Genomic DNA, 19342 nt, shown 5'->3' with positions numbered 1-19342 from the left:
CTCTGGAAGTCGCAGAAGAAGATCGAACTATGGTGTCACCGTTAACGCATGCGGTGTGTAGGACTTCTGCCCCCCCTTCAGTTTCTTCAAACTTGGGTAGCTCACCAAAAATTGGTTTTCGTCAATTAGGTTGATGAAGTAATGCGTGGTTCCCTCGGGCAGCGAGATCGCGAATTTGTCGGCACCTGCTGATTGCATGGAAATTTGAAACCACTCCTCGTAGCGATCGTTGCCGTTGAGGGTGTAGATCAAGTGAACTTGCTGTACGCTTGCGCCGTTGTCTTGAATTTCAACACGGACGATCCCATTTCGTTCTTCGACTTCCGTGATCGTGGGGACCTGTTGTTTGCCGGGCAATTCTGATTTGGTGTTCGGATTGTACGCCGGGTAGCTCGCGTTCATCTCCGACAGCATTTCCGTCAGCTTTTGATTCATTGCCTGTGTTTTCTTCGGCATGGCGGCCGCGAGGTTGTTGGCCTCTTCGATATCGACGCGCTGCTGAGTACCGTCCACCGTCTTGTAGAGCTGAAACAATTCCAGGTTCGGCGTGCCGGGCTTGCCGACATGGTCGTAGTTGCGGATCAGTTTGAAATCGCCAACCCGGATCGTGCTTTCCAAGGCAACACCGTGCGGAAAGTGCCAAGCCATCGTGTCGCGTACGGATCCATCGGCATGCTTGATCAAAGCGGGATTGGTGGGATCGCTTTTCAGCAAAGGCGTCATGTCACAGCCGTCGAGAATTTTGTCGGTTGGACGTTCGGCGCCCACGAGAGACAAAATCGTGGGATAGAAATCGAGCCCATTGACCATGACATCGGATTCCACGCCCGCTGGAATCCCCGGCCCAGCAATGAAAAGCGGCACGCGCGTGCCACCTTCTTTGGCTGAAATCTTGCCGCGATCCAGGGGATTGTTGTCGGTGTAGCGTTCGGTCGGGCCCCCTTCCATGCCGCCGTTGTCGGAAGTGAAGATCACGTAGGTGTTCTCGCTTAGCTGGCGCCCCGGCCAGCGTGGGTCTTCCGTCGAATCGAGATAATGGAAAACCTGGCCCACATAGTAATCCAGCGATTCCACCATGGCCCCGTAGAACGGATTGCGCTGCCCCGGAACCTCTTTGGAGGGAGTTTTCGCAGGATCCACTCCCATGCGTTCGGCATACTTATTTAGCAAGGCTTCGTTTCGCGTAATGATTGGCGAATGAACCAGCCATGTGCAGTAATACAGAAAGAATGGTTTATCTTTGAACTGATTCAGAAACTGCAACGCATCCGCATTGTTTTGGTGGAATGGATATCCATTTTCGTCCAGGCGATAGGCATCGTCTTCGGCCGACGTGGCAAAACCGCTCAATCGATCCTTGACGTTTTGATGAGCCCCGCGATCCGATCGAGTGAAGTCGAACCCAACGTCCATCGGCTGTGGGAAAGCGTTGTGGTTGATCGCGATGTGCCACTTGCCCACGTGCCCTGTCGTGTAGCCATTCGCCTTCATGGCTTTGGCCAGCGTGAACGTGTCTTCAGGCATCCGTCCGCTGTACCAGGGGTCCATCATCGAACTGTTGATGCTGTGCGGATGGGGAGGATGCCCACCGACCACGTGCGTCTTTTGGGCACGTGCCGGATGCACACCGCTGATGACCGCGCACCTTGATGGAGAACACGTTGGCGCTGGCGAGTACGCCTGCCAGAACATCACGCCCTTCTTGGCAAAGGCGTCTAGATTCGGTGTGTCGTAAGGGCACGGCTCGTCGATGTCGTAACATTTGATGTCCTGCCAACCGAGATCATCGGTATAGATCAGGACCACGTTGGGTTGTTTGGGACGATCATCGGCGCGCACCGAGGACGCAGAACTGGCTGCCGCGATCCAAGCAGCAACGAGGGTAAACATGAACCTGTGCATCACGATCCACTGCGTTTGAGTTAATTGAACTTGCATTTCTTCAGCGCTTCCCTATTTGTTTTTGATCTTTTCGACCAACCAAATGTTTCTGAATCGCACGGGCGATCCGTGTTCCTGCAGCACAAGTGGTGAGGTTGCTTCCTCGGGGAAAGCAGCATACTTATTGCGCCGCAGCGACAACCGGTAGTCATTGTGAATTAGCTTGCCGTTGAGCCGAACCGTGACGCGAGCGGCGCCTTCTTCCGTCATAAAACCGTTGCGACCAACTTTCGCCGCTTGGTATTCCAAATCGATGGTTTGCCATTCGCCAGGACCGAGCGCTGCATTCACGTCGGGCACGCGAAGTTGATAGATTGCACCGCAGTCCCCCATTCCGATTTCCGACTGTTTGGCACTGTCCAAAATTTGCAGTTCGTACAGCGGTCCGAAGAACAGACCACTGTTTCCCTTGCCACCGTCTTCGGGCAATTGAAACTCCAAGTGGAGTCGGTAGTCACCAAACTTATCTTTCGTGCTTAGAAACTGTTTGCGTTTCTTGCCCTCGAATTCAAACGTGATTTCCATCGCCGCGTTATCGATGATTTTCCACTGAATTTCTTCTTGATCATCTTTCGGATTGATCCATTGCCAAGAAAACGGCTGCCAAGCATCAAAGCCGGTTCCGTCGAAGAGCACCACGGCGCCCTCCGGCGGTGCCAGACCGAGTGTCGGAGACGCGTTTTCCTCCGCAGGAGTCGTCCCAGTATCCGTCGGCTGATCCGCAACGGCGACCGCCGCCAGGGAGACGTGGAAGGCAAGGGTCATCAGAAGGAGTTGATAAGTCCAATGTCTTTTCGTCATGGTGTCTTCCCGAAACCTTTCGTAAGCATGCCATCAGTCAGCGTGTGAAGTGGATCATTGGCCGTTGGCTTATTGGTGGTGATCTTCCGATTCGACGCTGCTGGAAGCGTCAGCGTTTCAAAACCGCCTGCAGCGGCTGCTGTCTCCAAAATCACCGAAGCTCCCGGTAGAACAAATGACTTCACCTTTGGATGAGTCAATACACTCGGAGCCGACCGGCCCTCCAAGTCAACTTTCTTTGTTCCACGCAAAGCCTTGTCTTCATCGTGGACGATGACGTTGGGGTGGTGCTGGTTTTGGTCGGTCAAAATTTCGAAAGCCCAGGCATGATCGCTTTCTCCCAAACTCGATGGAGGAGTGATTTGTAAGCCACCTGTGGTCATCCGCGAGATCACGGCTGCATCAGATCCGAGTAAACGAACCGATTTGACTTGATCAGCAGTCCATCCCGCCGTGCCCCGAATTACAAATGGCTCGATGGGTTTTTCGAGTTTGATCGCGTAGAGCTTCTTGCCGTTGGTCGTAAAAGCGAGCCGTTCGTCCTTCTGCTCGCTTTCTTTCCAGTATCGCGACCCGTAAATCGCGTCACCATTGACCTTCAGCCAATGCTTCATCGCCATCAGACGTTCCATCTGCGGCTCGGGGATCGTACCGTCGGATTTCGGTCCAATGTTGACCAGAAAATTTCCGTTGCGGCTGATCACTTCGACCATCTCGTGGATGACACTTTCGATACTCTTGTACCGGTCGCCTTCGAGATAGCCGAACGATGTTCCGAAGGTCGTGCAACTCTCCCACTTTGGCCCAATCACTTTGAGTTTCAAGTTGTCCTTCTCGAGACATCCCACTCCCGCTGGCCAATTGCGGTTGCCGCCTTTGTTGTTGACATAAACGTCAACACCGCGTGCGGCGCCATCGTTCATGAAGTCGGTAATCATCGATCGGCATTGATCATAGAAATACTGCACCTCCGGCTTTGTATTGCCGGCGAGCACGTTGTTGCCATCGCGAGTCCAGATCGGAATGTCGTCTATCCACAAGAAATCCGGCTCGTATTTCTTCTGAATCTCTTTCCACCGTGCGACGTAGTCGTCGACAAACTCTTTGGTCAGCCCAAAAGGTCCATACAACGCAGCTGCTTCGGGGACGCGTCGAATTTCTTCGGCAATGTCATCCTGCGGTTCCGCTTGGACGGTGTAGAGCCGCTTGGCAAAAAACGTCTGGTGACGTTCGCGGTGATAGGACGGGGCGAACTTGACTCCCTGCTTTTTGAGGGCTTTGCCGAGTTCGCCGACAAGGTCGCGTTTAGGCCCCATGTCCATGGCGTTCCACGGTGTCAATTCCGAATCCCAGTTCGCCCAACCGTCGTGATGCTCGGCCGTCATCACGCAATACTTGAAACCCACGTCGGCGAAAAGTTTGGCCCAGGCGTTGGGGTCCCATTTCTCCGCTTTGAATTCCGGAATCATGTCCTTGTAGCCGAACTCGGGCGGCGTCGCGCCCCACCGCTCTTTAACGAGCGGGTAGTAATGCTCTGGATCGCTATAAATTTGTTTGGGCACATGTTCGGAATAACCTCGGCCTCCCTTGCGATAGCCGATCACACTGTAAGGCCCCCAGTGAATGAAGACCCCGACTTTCCCGTCATCGAACCACGCAGGGACCGGCATCTTTTGCAGTGACTCCCAGGAACCATCGTAGGGCTTTGCCACGATGTCGGTCTTGGCACCGTGAACTTTGATCTGCACCTCTTTGACGCCCCATCGCTTGTCACCGACGAACAGTTGGGCCTCCATAAAACCAATGCCCTCAGCCAAGTCGGTGTCCTCGATCACGAATCGCTCGGGCGTCTCGTCGAAACGTTTCTCGATCAACTGATCTTGCCAGAGGAACTTGATCTTCGACGGCTTTCCGACGTGTTGCTTCTGCGGGATGATCGTGACGTCAAATCGCTCGATCAGTCCCGGGTTGTTCATCCCCCACCGTCCATAGTTGTTCGCCCACCAACCGGTTTTGTCACCCCACCAGTCTTGCCATGTAAACCGAAACGCCTGCTTTTGAATCGGGTTCAACTCGCAGGGACAAGGCATTCCCTGAGTGCTTTGTAGCTCAGCGGTCACGTCGTCAAACCACGCCTCGTATTCGCTGACGAGCGCCTTCACTCTTTCCGGATGCTGGCTCGCCAGGTCCTCTTTCTCGCCGGGATCGACATCGATGTTGTACAGTTCAAACTGACTGGGATCGTTTGAAACGTTCACCACCTTCCAGGGGCCTTTGCGTGCCATACCGTTTTTGAACTTCGTTGGCACGTTCCCTCGGTTGTGCTGCATGAACAGGCTGCGCTCGGGAATCGAAGGCGACTCTCCAGTCAACACGGGCAAGATGTTTTGACCATCGAGCTTCAGCGAATCCGCAATTTCAATACCGCACGCATTCGCCAAGGTTGGCAGCAAATCGATATGCATGGCCGGGTCCTTGATCTTGCGACCGACCGGGATACGACCGGGCCACCGGATCACGAATGGGACGCGAATACCATTTTCGTAAACACTCCCTTTCTTGGCACGTAGACCGGCGGTGAAGTAGACCGAGTTGGGGCCGTTATCGGACATGAACATGACAATCGTGTCGTTCTTGATTCCTTGAGATTCAACCGCGTCGAGCAATCGCTGAAAGGCTTCATCGAATTGCGAGAGCATTCCGTAGATCGGGCTCGTCCATTGTCGTCCACCCGGTTCATCTAGTACCTGGGCGTCGTATTGCTCGCGATACTCCTTCGCGACATCAAAGGGCGAGTGCGGAATATTGAGCGGAAGATAGCAGAAGAACGGCGCTTCGCTTTTCTCGGAGAGAAAGCGAATGGACTCGTCGATGAAAATGTCTGTGCAGTAACCCTCGGCTTGCCGGAAGATGTCGTTGAAAAGCAGAGTCGGATTCCAATATCGGTTGCCGGGATGATCGGCGAACTGCCCGATGCCGCCACCCCCATGGACCACCACCGTTTCAAAACCCTGGTCTTGGGCACGCATCGGGTAGTTTTCACCAAGGTGCCATTTGCCGAAAATGCCAGTACGGTAACCCGCGTCTGCAAACACCTCCGCAATGGTCGTCTCTTGCGGGTTCATGTTTGAACGCCCAATGTACGTATCATGCGCGCCGGTGCGGAAATGGTAACGCCCAGTCATCAAGGATGAGCGTGTCGGTGTACACATCGGCGAGACATAGAATTGCGTCAGTTCCGTCCCCTCGGCCGCGAATCGGTCGAGATTCGGTGTCTTTAAGACCTCGTTGCCGTGAAAGCCAACTTCACCGTAGCCTTGATCGTCGGTCATCACCAAGATGACATTCGGTCTCGTTGCTGCCGAAGCGACTGCTACGTTCAGTGCCAGCATCACACAAAAAGTGAAACACTTGTTCATTGAGATCGCCATGAGATTGTTGCAGTTTCCAAATGTGTGTCGCGCCATCATTTAACATCGCCAATGACGGCAAGAATTTCGTGAGTGACTTTCTCGGCGAGGTGGATGTACCCGGCTTCCGAGAAATGAACATCTCCCCGGCGAACCAGAATCTCGGGAAGTTTCAACAACGCATGGGAATGCAAATCGTTGATCGCTATCTCATTCGCTTTCATGATCTCATCAGCGATCCGATTGTACTTGACGTCGTCACCCAGCTTTCTTCCCGCCTCGTGTTCGGGCACCGGCGTGGTTGCGCACCAAATCAGTGTCGCGTCCGTTTTCTTGAGACAGGCGACGATTGCTTCCAAGTTGGCTCGGTACTGTTCCGGCGTGGCCGTCAGGGTTCCATTTACCTTGTCCCGGTTTCCTTGAACCTTCGACTTGGGATTTCGGTAACAGAGGTCCCACAATCCCCAATTGAAATGGATGACATCCCAATCGCGTGAACCGAGCCATTTGTTCAGATGCTTCAAGCCGAACTCGGAATGCTTTCCGTTCCCCCGAATCCTAAATACATCAGCTTGTCCTTCAAGTAGCTTCTGGACATGCGGTGTGTAGCCGATCGAGATGGAATCGCCGATTAGCAAGACGTTGGGAAGCTCTGGAGTGTCCTCCACTCCCGCGTCGGCACTCCAACCAAGCGACGCAAACAGCAGCAGTGTGCATGGGAGAAGGTTGCGGATCATCATTGGGATTTGCAGCCCTGTAAACTAAACCGGGCATCTCCCAAGTCGTCGGCCATGATCACGAAGAAAATTGGACGCTTCGCAGCGAAGGCGGTGTCGGCGATCAATAGGACCGTGGCTAAGAGAGAGATCCCAAACATGGATACTTCGTGTAACTTAGTAATTGACTTTCCCGCCTCGGACGGGTTTTTGGCGTTCGTTTTTCCACCATTCGGCGGGGCCTTCGCATTCGATGCCTTTCCAAACTTCAAACAGTGTGTTCTTCATCTCTTCGGTTCGCTCAGGCATCACTGCGGCAAGGTCTCGTTCTTCTTTCCAGTCTTTCTGAATTTCGTAGAGCTGAAACTTGGTCAGCGTTTCGTCGCCGACCAGCTTCCAGTCGCCAATGCGAAGTGCCACGCGGTCACCGGGAGGCGAGACGTGGGTTCGCCAGAACAGCGGCACCTTTCGCTCGACCGGCTTGCCCGCGAACGCAGGCACCATGCTAACGCCGTCAATGGTGCGATCCGTCGGAAGCGGGATTCCTGTGATGTCCAACACGGTGGCGAAAATGTCGGTTCCAACGACCGGAATATCACTGACCGATCCCGGCTGGATGTGCCCCGGCCAGCGAGCAATGCCAGGAACGCGAATGCCGCCTTCGTGGTCGCTGCGTTTTCCGCCGCGAAGTCCGCCGGTGGTTCCTCCGAACTTCGCTACCGGGCCATTGTCGGATGAAAAAATGACGAGTGTATTGTCGCCGACGCCTTCCTCATCCAATGCCTGCATCACCAATCCGAACGCATGATCGAGCTGCGTGATATTGCCCATGTACTTGCTGTTTTCGTGTCCGTCATACAGATCAGAGAATCGGGAGTCCGTTGCAATGGGTGAGTGCGGTTCGTGGCACCAAACCGACAATGCGAACGGTTTGGATTCATCACGCACTTCACTCAACCAGCGCGCTGCTTCGGTGGCAACCAACGGTGCTGAGTAGCCCTCAAGTTCGCCGACAGGTTTTCCGTTACGGACAAAGTTGTTGGGGTTCTTATGGCTAGGTTCAGCGTTGTTGTGAGTCGCCATCCAGTAGTCGTAGCCATGATCACCCGGCTGCGGGTACTCCGTGGTATTGAATTGCGGCTTGGAATTAAGATGCCACTTTCCAACGTGACAGGTCTGGTAGCCGATCGCTCGGAGTAACTTCGGATAGGTGATTTCGCTGCGCCGTAGATGAGCTTCATGTAGTCCCGAGAGGTGACGATAGACGCCATTTCGGTACGGAGTCCGACCGGTCAGGATCGCCGAACGCGATGGCGAACAAACCCCACAGGCTGAATAGCACTGCGTGAACTTGACGCCCTGGGACGCAAGCTTGTCGAGGTTGGGCGTTCGGATCAAAGGATGACCGTACGTTGCCGAGTCACCCCAACCCATGTCGTCGGCTAAGAACACGACGATGTTGGGTTTGGATGATCCGGTTTCGGCGTAGACGTTGGCTGGAACGAGTGCGAGGAGCACTGGCCCCAGATGCAATGCCGATCGACACAGCCCCCCGCAGACACCGAGCAAGCTCAGCAGGACTCTATTAAACGATTTCATTGTGCTTTCTCCTCAGCCTTGTTCTTGCGATCTCCTCGTCGCTTCTCTGATCGCGATTCGGTTCCGGCCGGCTTGAGATGACGACTCATCTTGTCGAGGTCTGCTTTTGACGGGCTGCCACCAAACTGTTCGTAGTAGAGTTTTTGAAACGGATTGATCGCGGGACCGATGGCGACTTCATTGACCATCAGCGGTTGGACGTCAGCCCACCACTGGTCGTAAGCCAAGCTCAAGTTCGCCGCGACCTCCGGATGCTTGTCGATGACGTTGGTCGTTTCACCTGAGTCCGCCTTGAGGTCATAGAGTTCCTCGTTGTTGACCAAGGTGAAGCGTGAATTTTGAATGGCCGACTTCACGTACTTTGATTGTTCCGCCTGTCCACTCTTCCAGCGTCCCGCGTGATGCACGAGCATTCGCTGTTCCCACGGAGCTTTTGGATTCTGTAGCAGCGGAACCAGACTTCGGCCTTCCAATTGACGTTGCAATTTGGGAGTGACCGACGCGCCAGCGATTTCGATCAACGTGCTGTAAAGGTCCACGTGAGCGGTCAGCGCGTCACAAGTTTCACCAGCCGGAACACCGCCGGCGGGCCATCGCACATAACAAGGCGACAGCGTGCCACCCTGGTAGACGGTGTTCTTGCCACCCCGCAACCCCGAGTCGAAGATTCGCCTGCTAATCCCACCACCGTTGTCGGTCCCAAGGTAGATCAGCAGCGTATTGTCTGCGATTTCCCATTGACTGATCTTGGACAGCAGTTTGCCGAAATTGGTGTCGATGTTCTCGACCATCCCGAGGTATTTCGCCAAGCCATCGCTGATGCCTTCTTTGCCTTGGTAGTTGGTGCAGTATTCATCGGGAACGACGTGGGGCCCGTGGGCGGCATTCAAAGAAACGTAAGCGTAGAACGGCTGGTCGGTTTTCCGCTGTGTGTCCATCCAGCGGATCGATTGGTCGAAGAACAGGTCGGTGCAATAGCCTTCGGTCTTCACGAAAGTCCCGTTGTGCCAAAGCGTCGGGTTGATGTTGGTATTGCCCGGCGCGTCTCCGCAGGAACCGGGGAAGGTCTGACCAATCCCGCCAGCACCATGAATGTAGACTTCGTCAAATCCGCGGCTCTCAGGACGATAAGCTTCTTCGTCACCCAGATGCCACTTGCCAAAAATACCGGTCGAGTACCCAGCGGTCTTGAGTGCCTGGGGCAGTGTGAACGTATCAAGACTCATTCGCTCACGTTCCATGATCGTGTGCGTCACACCGTTCTTGAACTCATGCCGACCGCTCATCAATGCCGCCCGAGTGGGCGAGCAAGTGGGGCTGACATGGAAGTTGGTAAACAGCAGACTCTCTTTGCTGAACGCGTCGACCGCTGGAGTCTGTAGGACGGGGTTGCCAAGGCAGCCGTAATCACCGTACGCCAAATCGTCTGGCATCACGATGATGATGTTGGGCTTGGCGGATTCGGATTCTGCAAACACTGGGACCGGCGCGAGAACGACAAGGAAGAGCAATAGTGGGAGTCTTGTGGTCATGATCTTATCTTTGATGAGAGCATTGCGGGCGTAGGGTTATTCATTAAACGACAAGCTCATTCGTTCGAGGATCGGCTTCGACTTGTTTTCGGTTGAATCGGTCAAACGCAGTTCAACCTGAAAACCGTACCCGGCGGGCAGCTTCGAGAGATCGAGTGTTGCGGGTGTTTTGGCAATCTGCTTGGCGAAGTTCGGGATGTAGTGGTAGCTTTCCTTGATCTCACTCCAGTCCGTCCAATGGTCGATCGATGCATCGTTATTCGTATCGACGCCGACTCGAGCTTCAACGGTTTCCACCCACGGACCGGGGCTAACGAAGTCCGTCTTCTGCTGCGTCGCCAAGTAGAACTGTCCTTCGGCGAAGGCGATGTCCGGATCGGGATGGCCGTTTCCGATGTTGTCGCACCACTTGAATGGCTGGTCGATCGACGAGGATGTGAACCAACCCACGCTCATCTGATGACCGCCAGCCGGATCGTAGTCGCCGAATAGGTAGTATTGTCCGCCAACGCAGATCGCGGCCCAATCGCCGTACGCTTCTTGTTCGGGTTCGTGGATTTCGTATTCAGCGACGTTCGTTTTGTAGTTCGCTGGGTCTTCCTTTACCCAGTGGGGATGCTTGTACGTTCCAATCTTGCCGGTTGATTTGGTGCGATTGTCAACAGCCGGCGATTGGAAGACGAAACCATCCGTTCCATTGGAGCTGACCGCGTGAGCGGCAAGTGGCGAGTCCCATGATCGCTTGTTGGCACTGATCGGACTCCAGTCTTCGATGATGACGTGCATGTTGCCATCTAGATCGCGAATGAATCCCGCATCACTACCGTGCGACGGATCTCTGACGGCGATGCCCATGTTCTTGCCCGGCACGCCATCGAACAGATCGTCGTCGACGTAGACGTGAGGGTCTTGGTCGTTGGGAAAGTCGTAGTAGATGTGCGCCTTGCCATCGACCCACTCGGCACTGGTCGTCCACTTGGCGAAACCGTCCGTGACCGGCCCATGATGAACCCAGTTCTTCATGTCGCGACTTTGCCAAGCGTGATAACCGCCTGTCTTAGGCTTCAAACCACCCGGAGCGTCATACTGGTTGGGAAACGGTGTCGTTAGCAGCGGCATGTCGAAACCGGCAAGCGTTGCTGATTCAGCCTTGAACGCGGGAGCAGGCTTGGCTTTCTGCCCATTCTTTTGGCGAGCCGTCTTTTGGACAGGTCGCGCGGCGAGGTAACGACCGAACATCCAATAGTTGTCAGGCCCAACGGTCAGCAATACAGGTGCGTCGCCCAGGTTGGCGGGTCCGAGGTTCTCAATCGGATTCCAGTTTTGCCAGATCGGTGATTGATTGACCACAAGCGACTTGGCGGAGCGTTTCTTGCTTGTCGAATTGATCTTCGTTGTGATCGTTGCAACTCTTTCAGTCGGCGAAGCAACACCATCCGCAACCACGACACCGTCACTCGACTCGATGCTTTGCTCCCACTCGTTTGCGCTATCGATCGTCCAATCGTCAGCCTGGACTGGTGAGACAGACAAAATGGTGGCAATGAGACAACTCTTCAGTGATTTCATAGTTCGCACAACTTTCGAGTGTGACGGTTCAACGACGAGTACGACCGGCGGTTTCAGCATCTTTCAGTGCAGCAGCCAATTGTTTGGTCACGGACGGATGTTTCTTCTGCAAGTTGACCTGTTCACCAGGGTCTTTCTCAATATCGTAAAGTTCATAACTCTCCTTCCGGTCCGCGTCATAACGAACGACCAGTTTCCAGTGACCCGAACAGACCGCAATCGAGCTGTCTTTCCCATCACCGAGAACAAAGATGGCTTCCCGGTGTGGTTGGATTGGATGCCCGAAAAGTGCCGGCAAGAAACTGATTGAATCTTCAGCCGCATCGTTTGGGAGTTCTTGATCGATGATATCTGCCAAAGTCGCAAAGACATCAGTCATGACCACGGTGTGCTCAGACACGCTTTTGGGCTCAATGTGTCCCGGCCAGCGTGCGACAAAAGGAACGCGGTGGCCTCCTTCGTAGGGGTCTCCCTTGCCGTCACGCCAAGGTCCGTTGGTAACGTGGCCCAGCTTCTTTGCGTCCGCTTTCGCACTTTTGAATCGAGTTCGAATCTCCCCGGAGTCGTCAGCGAGGTTCAGATTTACATTCTGCGTGCCTTTGAAATCCTTGGGTGTCGAACCGTTGTCGCTTGTGAAGATGACAAGTGTGTTGTCGCTCAAGTCGAGTTCGTTCAGCGTGGCAAGCAACTCGCCAACATGCGAGTCCAACTCTTGTACGTGATCGCCATACAACCCAGCTTGGCTGGTTCCACGAAACTTCGCCGCGGGTGTCACGTGGGTGTGCGGTGCACAGGGCGTGAAATACAAGAAAAAAGGCTTGTTAGCGTTCTCTTCAATGAAAGCGACCGCTTTCTTGGTCAGTGTGGTGTCCACTTGGTCTTCAATGCGTGGCTCTTCGAGACCTTCGGGAAAGTCCTTGCCTTTGACAATGCGAAAGTCTTCAACTGGTTTGCGACCGACTAAGTCATGGTTTTCGATGAACGCCCGAGTCGAATCGTTGTGATTGGTTGGCACGCCAAAGTGATAGTCAAAGCCGACCTCCAGTGGCCCGGTGATTGGCAGCCGATTCCAATCCTTGCTGTATCCGAGATGCCATTTGCCAATCGCTCCGCAAGTGTAACCATGGCCCTGCAAGAACTTCGCCATCGTGATCCGATCACTGCTCAAGCGGTAACCATTGCCCTTGCGATGAAGTCGCCAGGGGCTATAGCCAGTCATTAACCCATATCGCGATGGCGAACATAGTGAGGCTGCTGAGTGAGCATCGGTGAATTTGATTCCATCGCGTGCGAGGGAATCGATGTTTGGTGTGTGAATCTTCGTCGCGCCATAGCAACTGACATCTCCATAGCCAAGATCATCGGCAAAGACCACGATGATGTTTGGCGTCGAAGTCTCTGCGTCTGCCTTCGCAGGCAGAGCCAGTGAAAGCCCGATCAATACGGCCGGCACCATCACGATCAGCTTCTTTTCAAGTAAATACACTTCACGTAGCTTTGTCATTGATCTGATCCAATTGCGATTCGTCGATAAACCATCGAGATGCTCGCGAGAAAGACGGGCAGAAGCCGCGTGGTGTTCCTTGTTAACTTGGCAATCAGACTATTCCAGGTGCGTCACGACGACGTAGTACGCACCTAGCTCGCCTTCGGGTATTTCAAAGAACGGTGCGAGACGGTGGGAACCCGCATTGAGTTGGGTGACAAAATCGACCGCTTCCGCATCGCCCCCGACGGGTTTGCGATCGAGATCTTGATCGTCAATCCGGAGCACCGCGTGGTTGGCTCCAATCGCGTTTCCTTTGACGGTACGAAACGCAGCAGTGACACCGGGAACGTCGTCGCCTGCGGGAAGTGCCGAATTGATGGCAACTCCCGACTCCGTCGGCCAGCGACGAAGCGAAATCTGGTACTTGCCAGCGGTCAAAGCCTTGACCGCCCAGTAGCCGACATGCTTCAGCTTCTCGTCATCGACTTGATTGCGACTCGCCTCGCGGATCGATCCCTGGTGCCACGGCGGATAAACCTTTTGGATCCAGTCGTGAGCGGTCAGGTTGACGACCGGGTGATCGGAATGCCCTAGATAGATTTCCGTCGTTTGGGCAAAGGTCGGTTCTAGCTCAGCCCACCATTGGTCATAAAAGTCTCGCATCTCCGAAACGATCTCCGGATGCTCTTCGGCGATATTATTCTTTTGCCCCGGATCCGTTGAAATGTCATAAAGCTCCTTTCGATTGACGAGCCGGTATTTACCTGTCATCACCGACGAACCACGCCACTTGATCGGATCGCGTACTCGTTGCGAATCACTGATCACAAACCGTTTCGGCCACTCGACGTCTTTGTTCGGGTCAAGCAAATCGGCGATCGATACGCCATCGAATTTCACGCCTTCGGGTTTTGGCACACCTGTCATCTCAAGAAGCGTTGGAACAATGTCGACCGCGTGCGTCAACTCGTTCACGTCGTGTTGCTGCGTCAATCCACCGGCGGGCCAATGCACAAAGAACGGAACGCGGTGGCCGCCCTCGTATGGGCTTCCCTTACCCGCCCTCATGCCTGCGTTGTAGACCTTAGCGCCGCTGGCCGTGCCATTGTCGGTGGTGAAAATGAAAATGGTATCGTTCGCGATTCCAAGCTCGTCGATCAGCTCACGCGTCTTACCCACGTTGTCGTCGATGTTGGTGATCATTCCATAGAATGCTGCGATATTGTCTGATTGCCCCTCGTACATCTTCATATAGTCCGGTGGGCAGTGCAGCGGCTTGTGTGGAGCGTTGGTTGAAATGTAGGCCAGGAACGGTTGGTCCTCCTTCGCACACTTCGTAATGAAATCATTGGCTTTTTGAAAAAACACATCCGTGCAAAAACCCTTCGCCGGAATGATCTCGCCGTTGTGAAAATACGAACCGTTGAAGTAGGCGTTGTCCCAAACGTCAGGCGTTTGTCCGATGCCGCCTCCACCATGCCGATAGACTTCTGTGAAGCCACGATCCTCGGGACGGTACGGATAGTTATCACCAAGGTGCCACTTTCCAAACATTCCCGTTTGGTAACCAGCGTCGGAAAACATCTGGCCGACCGTGACTTCGTTCTCACGCAGCATCGATCGCCCCATGATGGTGTGCCACACGCCCGTGCGGTTGGTCCAATGCCCCGTTAGAAAGGAACAACGAGTCGGCGAACAAGTCGGGGCAACGTGATAGTCGCTCAGTCCCGAGCTTTCCGACGCAAGCTCATCGATGTTCGGAGTCTTGATGATTGGATTGCCGGTGCATCCCAGATCGCCGTAGCCTTGGTCGTCGGAAATCACAATCACAACATTGGGTGATTTGGCAATCGCGGAGCATGCAGTCATCGTTGTAATCAAAGCGGCGATGGCACATTGGAAGAGCATGTTTCGTGACATAGGAATCAACGGTCGAAGAAGTCGAAAAAGCGGCCCCAGCGGTTCTGGTTGCCCGTTAGCGAGCAATTGTGGCTGGGAAACGCCCCTACATCGAGAACCATTTGCGACTGGCGGGTAATGATTTGCGGCAAGCAGCGGGCCGCTGGCCGCAACCGCTACTTCTGAGCTGGTTGGGGGCGATGGGGAGCTTGACGTCGGTCCTTCTCCATGAGCTGGCGATCATAGACTTCGCCAGGCCTCACCGGCTCGCGAGACGATTTCGCGAGTGTCACCAGCTTTTTGAGAACCGCTGGATGATGTCCTGCGATGTTTTGCTTTTCCTCCACATCAAGGGATAAATCGTAGAGTTCCCAGTCGCGATTGCCTCGTTTGCAAGCTTTCCAGTTCCCCATTCGCACTGCCCTTTGATCACGGTACTCCCAGTACAAGTGATCGTGAGCTTGTTGCCCTGGTTGAGCCAGTAGGGTCGGAGCGAAAGAGAGCCCATCGGTTTTGGGGCAAGATGCATCGGTCAGGTCCGCCAGCGTCGGCATGACGTCTTGGAAACAGATCAGTTGATCGGTCACCGCACCAGGTTCAATGGTGCTGGGCCAGCGCACCAAGAAAGGAATCTTTAAACCGCCTTCGTACAACGAGCCCTTTCCGGCGCGAAAACGCTTCCCGGTGGCTGGATTGAGGTTCGGCGCAAAGAACCCATGCGGTCGTTCCTCCGTCTTGAAATAGTCTTGCCCACCATTGTCGCCGCACACAAAAACAACTGTGTTGTCGTCGATCTGAAGCTCTTTCAGCAGAGCAAGGATCTCGCCAAGTTGGCGGTCAACCATGTGCATGAATGCAGCATAAACTCGAGCGTCCCGGTCGGTTCGTTGCCCAGCAGTCCAGGGTTTGTCTTTGAAGAGTTGCCAGGATGGATCATCGTCATCAATCCCCCACAGACCATGCGGAGGAGTCCACGGGAGGTAGCAAAAGAACGGTTGGTTCTTGTTCTCTCGAATGAACTTGAGCGACTCGCGAAAGATCGCAAGCTGGGCGTGAGTATCGCCTTCGTAAAAGCTATCGCCGCTGTTGCCGGCGAGCGGGACTTCACGACTGTTTCGGATCAGGTACTGAGGATAAAAGGTGTGGGCGTGAACTTGATCGTAATAACCAAAAAACTCATCGAAACCATGCTTCTCGGGGACGCCGGAAGTCCCCCGACCACCAATGCCCCATTTCCCAAAACCACCTGTCGCGTAGCCCTGCGGTTTGAGCATTGTGGCTAGCGTGGGCTCATCTTCACGGATCGGTGAGAACCCATCGTTGATTCGCATCGACATGTGGCCGGAATGAAGGCCCGTCAACAACACGCAACGGGTCGGTCCGCAAACGGGGGCACCTGCGTAGGCGTTGGTAAAACGCATCCCTTGGCCAGCAAATTCATCGATGTTGGGAGTCAGCAGCTCGGGATGCCCCATGTGCCCCGATTCAAAATATCCCCATTCATCCAGCATCAGGTAGATGATATTGGGTGGATCGGCTGCCATCGACAATGACGATGAAAAAAGGAAAAACGCGAACAGGCAGACAATTCGATTCATCGATTGGTGTTCCGGCAACAAGCTGTAGAGAGGTCACGATTCGGCAGTGCATTTCAATCGAAGGTCTGCCTGGGGGTATCGCGCCACGCTATCCCACGCGGTCTCCTTCATGGCGAGCGCGCTTACCGCTTCCAAACGATGCTCGCCGATTCGTTCTCGATATCGAGTTCAACGGACGCGTTGGGGAAATCGCGAGCGTATGTATAGCCGCTACGAGTCGCTGGCCCTTTCGGTGGACCCAAGGGACGATCAAAAACAGCCGGACGCGTCATCCAGGTCTTACTCGATTTCGCGTCGTAGCTGTCTTTTAAATCAAAGTAGCTGTACCGCTCGGCGCAGATCAAGAAGATTGCCAACTGGTAGTCGAACCGGTCCTTCGCGTTCCCTTTCCGTCTCTGTTGATCGTCGCCTTGAACGGCGGCCCCCGGTGTCTCGTCTGCATCTTGTTGGTTGCGACCCAGTCCACAGGTGTAGGCAATGATGGAGCCCTGACGCGCGGCTTTTTGAAAGTCTCTGATGCCCTGGGCAACATAGTCTTTCTTGGACATCCCTACATCGCCCTCAAATCCCTCGATATAAGAACCATCAAGCGTCTTCAGATAGCGGATTCCCGAATCTGGAAAACGCGCTCTCAGCAAATTCGCTACCATCAGCTTCTGCGGCCCGAGCATCTTGCGAGTCTCTTCCATCATCGTCACGTATCCGGCCAGCACGGCGTCCTTCTTTGCTCCACCAATTTCACGTTTCAAGAAAGCAGGCTCCAGAACCTTGACAAAACCGTCGAGAAAAATGCCATCAACGGCGGGATCGGCACAGACATCCATCGCAGCGTTGATCCACCAATCACGCATCGCCACGTTGCTGAGGTCATAGGCTTGGACGCGGTTGCGAATCAGCTTTTCCTCGCCTTTTCGTCCGACCAGAAACGCACCCGGAATCTGTTTCAAAGTCTCGTTGGCTGCATAGCTACCATAGTGCACGATCACGTTTCGGTAGTACAATATTTTGGTTTCTGGGTTGACCGCTTTTACAGCGCGGGCTGCTTTGAGGGTTCCCGCTTCAACGGATCCGAAATCTTGATGTCCGGTTGCTTTCTCAAAGGTAATCAACGGAAACGTCGCCAGGTATCGGATCTCATCATCGGTAAACGCGGTGTCTTTGCGAATGTGCACGTACAAAGGCACGTGGTCCCATGAAAAGTCTGGCATTCGCTCCAGGTCCACCGGAGCTGCGATCGGCTCGGCCGCACCACGATCACTTGCCAATGAGAGCAGAACACCAAGGACGGCGATTAATTGCAGTGGTTTCATGTCATTCATCCGCTTCCAATACAGAAAAGAGATCGTTGGGTCCGCAAGGTGTTCGGATTCGCTAGAAGGCTTCCTTAATCGCATCCAATTCAACGCCGAGCAATTGGTTCGCGAGCCCATTCAGTTGTTCTGCAGGACCCTGGAGGTGATAGGTCCGCTGCACGTGCGTCATGGTTTCGCTAGGCTCCAGCGCAGCTGCGGGAGAAGAAGTTTCCAACTCATAGAACGGTCCCAAAGGTGGCTTGCCAGGCTCGGGGGAGCCATCGTTGTAGGAATTGATCACGTCTCCCGCGTAAGGCTCGTCTTGCAGTTCCCACATCGAGTTGACGAAACCGTTGGGTGCTTTCTGGACGTTGTAAGTGACGATGTTCAGTACTTTTCCGGCGGCATCGTAGCTGCCGGCGATTCCTTTGGAACGCTTGGCCGTGATACCGATTTTCCCGCGGCGGGTACCATCGCCGCGGAAAAACATTTTGGAGTCTTCGACCTTCAAGTAGTCCAATGGTACCTTGCCGAAGTAGGTGTCGTTGACGATGGGGCCAAGTGTCGCATCATCGCCTGGCTTGAATGGGATGACCACGGTTGTTTGTGGCGACGGGTTGTACATCCCTAGGATCCAAATTGACAGCAGTCCCGTGTCCCGCCTCCAGGCTCTATCGCCAGTGTTCGTGATCTGGTTGTCAGTTTCGTACGCGACCATCCGCAGCCCGTCACCGAGTTTGACGCCCAGCAACTCGGACGCCGCCTGTCTACGGAGCAGCTTCACAGTCCGCTCGATGCCGACCTTGAAGCGGGTGCCGCTGTGATTGATCAGCTCGGTCGAGTGCTTGAACTTGGCGGATGTCTTCGTCTGTTCAACCAATTCGTATGAATCGGTGTCGATTGCCGCGGGAGTGCTCCAGTCGGAGAACTCAAAATCCGTTCCTGGCTTGAAGAAGATCGCAAATTGCCCGCCTTCCGGGCCCAACCAGAATCGCTCTTCCCCCCCAAAGATATAGATGTGCTCTTCGAGTTTTCCCTCTTTCTCTTCGGCGGACAGGAAACCCTTTTCGATGACGGGACGATTGATCCAGCCGAAACTGGGACCGGCTTCTCGATCATAAGTGCTGGTCATCACGCGGCCCTGATAGGCGGGCGCGACGGCGACGGCGGCATCTCCGCTTTGCAGCAATACGATCGGCGTGTGCTTTTTCATGAATGTGACGTCGCTGACAAAAGTGTCACCGGCAGTTGCTTTGGCGCAGTTCAGCATCACGATCACTCCCAGTAATAGCAGTCGGGCCGATGGCTTCGTTTCGGTCATTGTTTTGTCTTTGTGATAGTGTGGTACGGACTTCGTGATCCGACGACCCTAGCGGGCTGTCGGTTTAGTGTATCCATAACATGAGGGGACAGTACCCTGTTCGCTTGAGTTGAAAGGTCTGGTATTCTTTAGCCTCACGGTCACGCCGCCGGAACCAACTCACCAAGGAAGCGAC

Annotated in this window: 12 protein-coding genes; all 12 read right to left on the bottom strand. The window is 54.3% G+C overall.

The window, feature by feature from the left end; genetic code table 11:
• Positions 1–27 precede the first annotated feature (27 nt).
• The 12 genes from Pla100_RS27295 to Pla100_RS27240 all read right to left on the bottom strand — a co-directional run bounded on the left by Pla100_RS27295 (position 28) and on the right by Pla100_RS27240 (position 19116).
• Entirely contained in the window at positions 28–1938 is a 1911-nt protein-coding gene (locus Pla100_RS27295) for a sulfatase (RefSeq protein ID WP_231603696.1), read from the bottom strand.
• A 15-nt stretch (positions 1939–1953) separates the two neighbouring features.
• Complete coding sequence (locus Pla100_RS27290; protein ID WP_390620668.1) at positions 1954–2742, bottom strand: 3-keto-disaccharide hydrolase; 789 nt, start codon at positions 2740–2742, stop codon at positions 1954–1956.
• Positions 2739–6161 (bottom strand): alpha-L-fucosidase, encoded by a 3423-nt coding sequence (locus tag Pla100_RS31980; protein ID WP_231603695.1) that lies wholly within the window; start codon positions 6159–6161, stop codon positions 2739–2741. Before Pla100_RS31980 ends, Pla100_RS27290 begins: the two co-directional genes overlap by 4 nt.
• Positions 6162–6208: 47 nt before the next feature.
• On the bottom strand, positions 6209–6892 hold the full coding sequence (locus Pla100_RS27280) for an SGNH/GDSL hydrolase family protein (RefSeq protein ID WP_146582036.1): 684 nt from the start codon (positions 6890–6892) through the stop codon (positions 6209–6211).
• A 153-nt stretch (positions 6893–7045) separates the two neighbouring features.
• The gene (locus tag Pla100_RS27275) at positions 7046–8467 is read right to left on the bottom strand and encodes a sulfatase-like hydrolase/transferase (RefSeq protein ID WP_146582034.1); all 1422 of its coding nucleotides are present in this window, start codon (positions 8465–8467) and stop codon (positions 7046–7048) included.
• Positions 8464–9999, bottom strand: coding sequence for an arylsulfatase (locus tag Pla100_RS27270; RefSeq protein ID WP_146582032.1), 1536 nt, complete (start codon positions 9997–9999; stop codon positions 8464–8466). Before Pla100_RS27270 ends, Pla100_RS27275 begins: the two co-directional genes overlap by 4 nt.
• 36 nt (positions 10000–10035) lie before the next feature.
• Entirely contained in the window at positions 10036–11577 is a 1542-nt protein-coding gene (locus tag Pla100_RS27265) for a hypothetical protein (protein ID WP_146582030.1), read from the bottom strand.
• A gap of 19 nt (positions 11578–11596) precedes the next feature.
• A complete protein-coding gene (locus tag Pla100_RS27260; protein ID WP_231603693.1) occupies positions 11597–13072 on the bottom strand; it encodes a sulfatase family protein in 1476 nt (491 codons plus the stop codon).
• A gap of 99 nt (positions 13073–13171) precedes the next feature.
• The gene (locus Pla100_RS27255; protein WP_231603692.1) at positions 13172–14926 is read right to left on the bottom strand and encodes an arylsulfatase; all 1755 of its coding nucleotides are present in this window, start codon (positions 14924–14926) and stop codon (positions 13172–13174) included.
• Between the two features lie 206 nt (positions 14927–15132).
• Positions 15133–16554, bottom strand: a complete 1422-nt coding sequence (locus tag Pla100_RS27250) for an arylsulfatase (RefSeq protein WP_146582026.1) — start codon at positions 16552–16554, stop codon at positions 15133–15135.
• 122 nt (positions 16555–16676) lie between these two features.
• A complete protein-coding gene (locus tag Pla100_RS27245; RefSeq protein ID WP_231603691.1) occupies positions 16677–17873 on the bottom strand; it encodes a putative glycoside hydrolase in 1197 nt (398 codons plus the stop codon).
• 52 nt (positions 17874–17925) lie between these two features.
• A complete protein-coding gene (locus Pla100_RS27240) occupies positions 17926–19116 on the bottom strand; it encodes a DUF6786 family protein (protein ID WP_197168279.1) in 1191 nt (396 codons plus the stop codon).
• Between the last annotated feature and the right edge of the window lie 226 nt (positions 19117–19342).

It is taken from the genome of Neorhodopirellula pilleata (genome assembly GCF_007859915.1).
Lineage (GTDB): Bacteria > Planctomycetota > Planctomycetia > Pirellulales > Pirellulaceae > Rhodopirellula > Rhodopirellula pilleata.
This window is presented reverse-complemented; position numbering and strand designations above follow the sequence as displayed.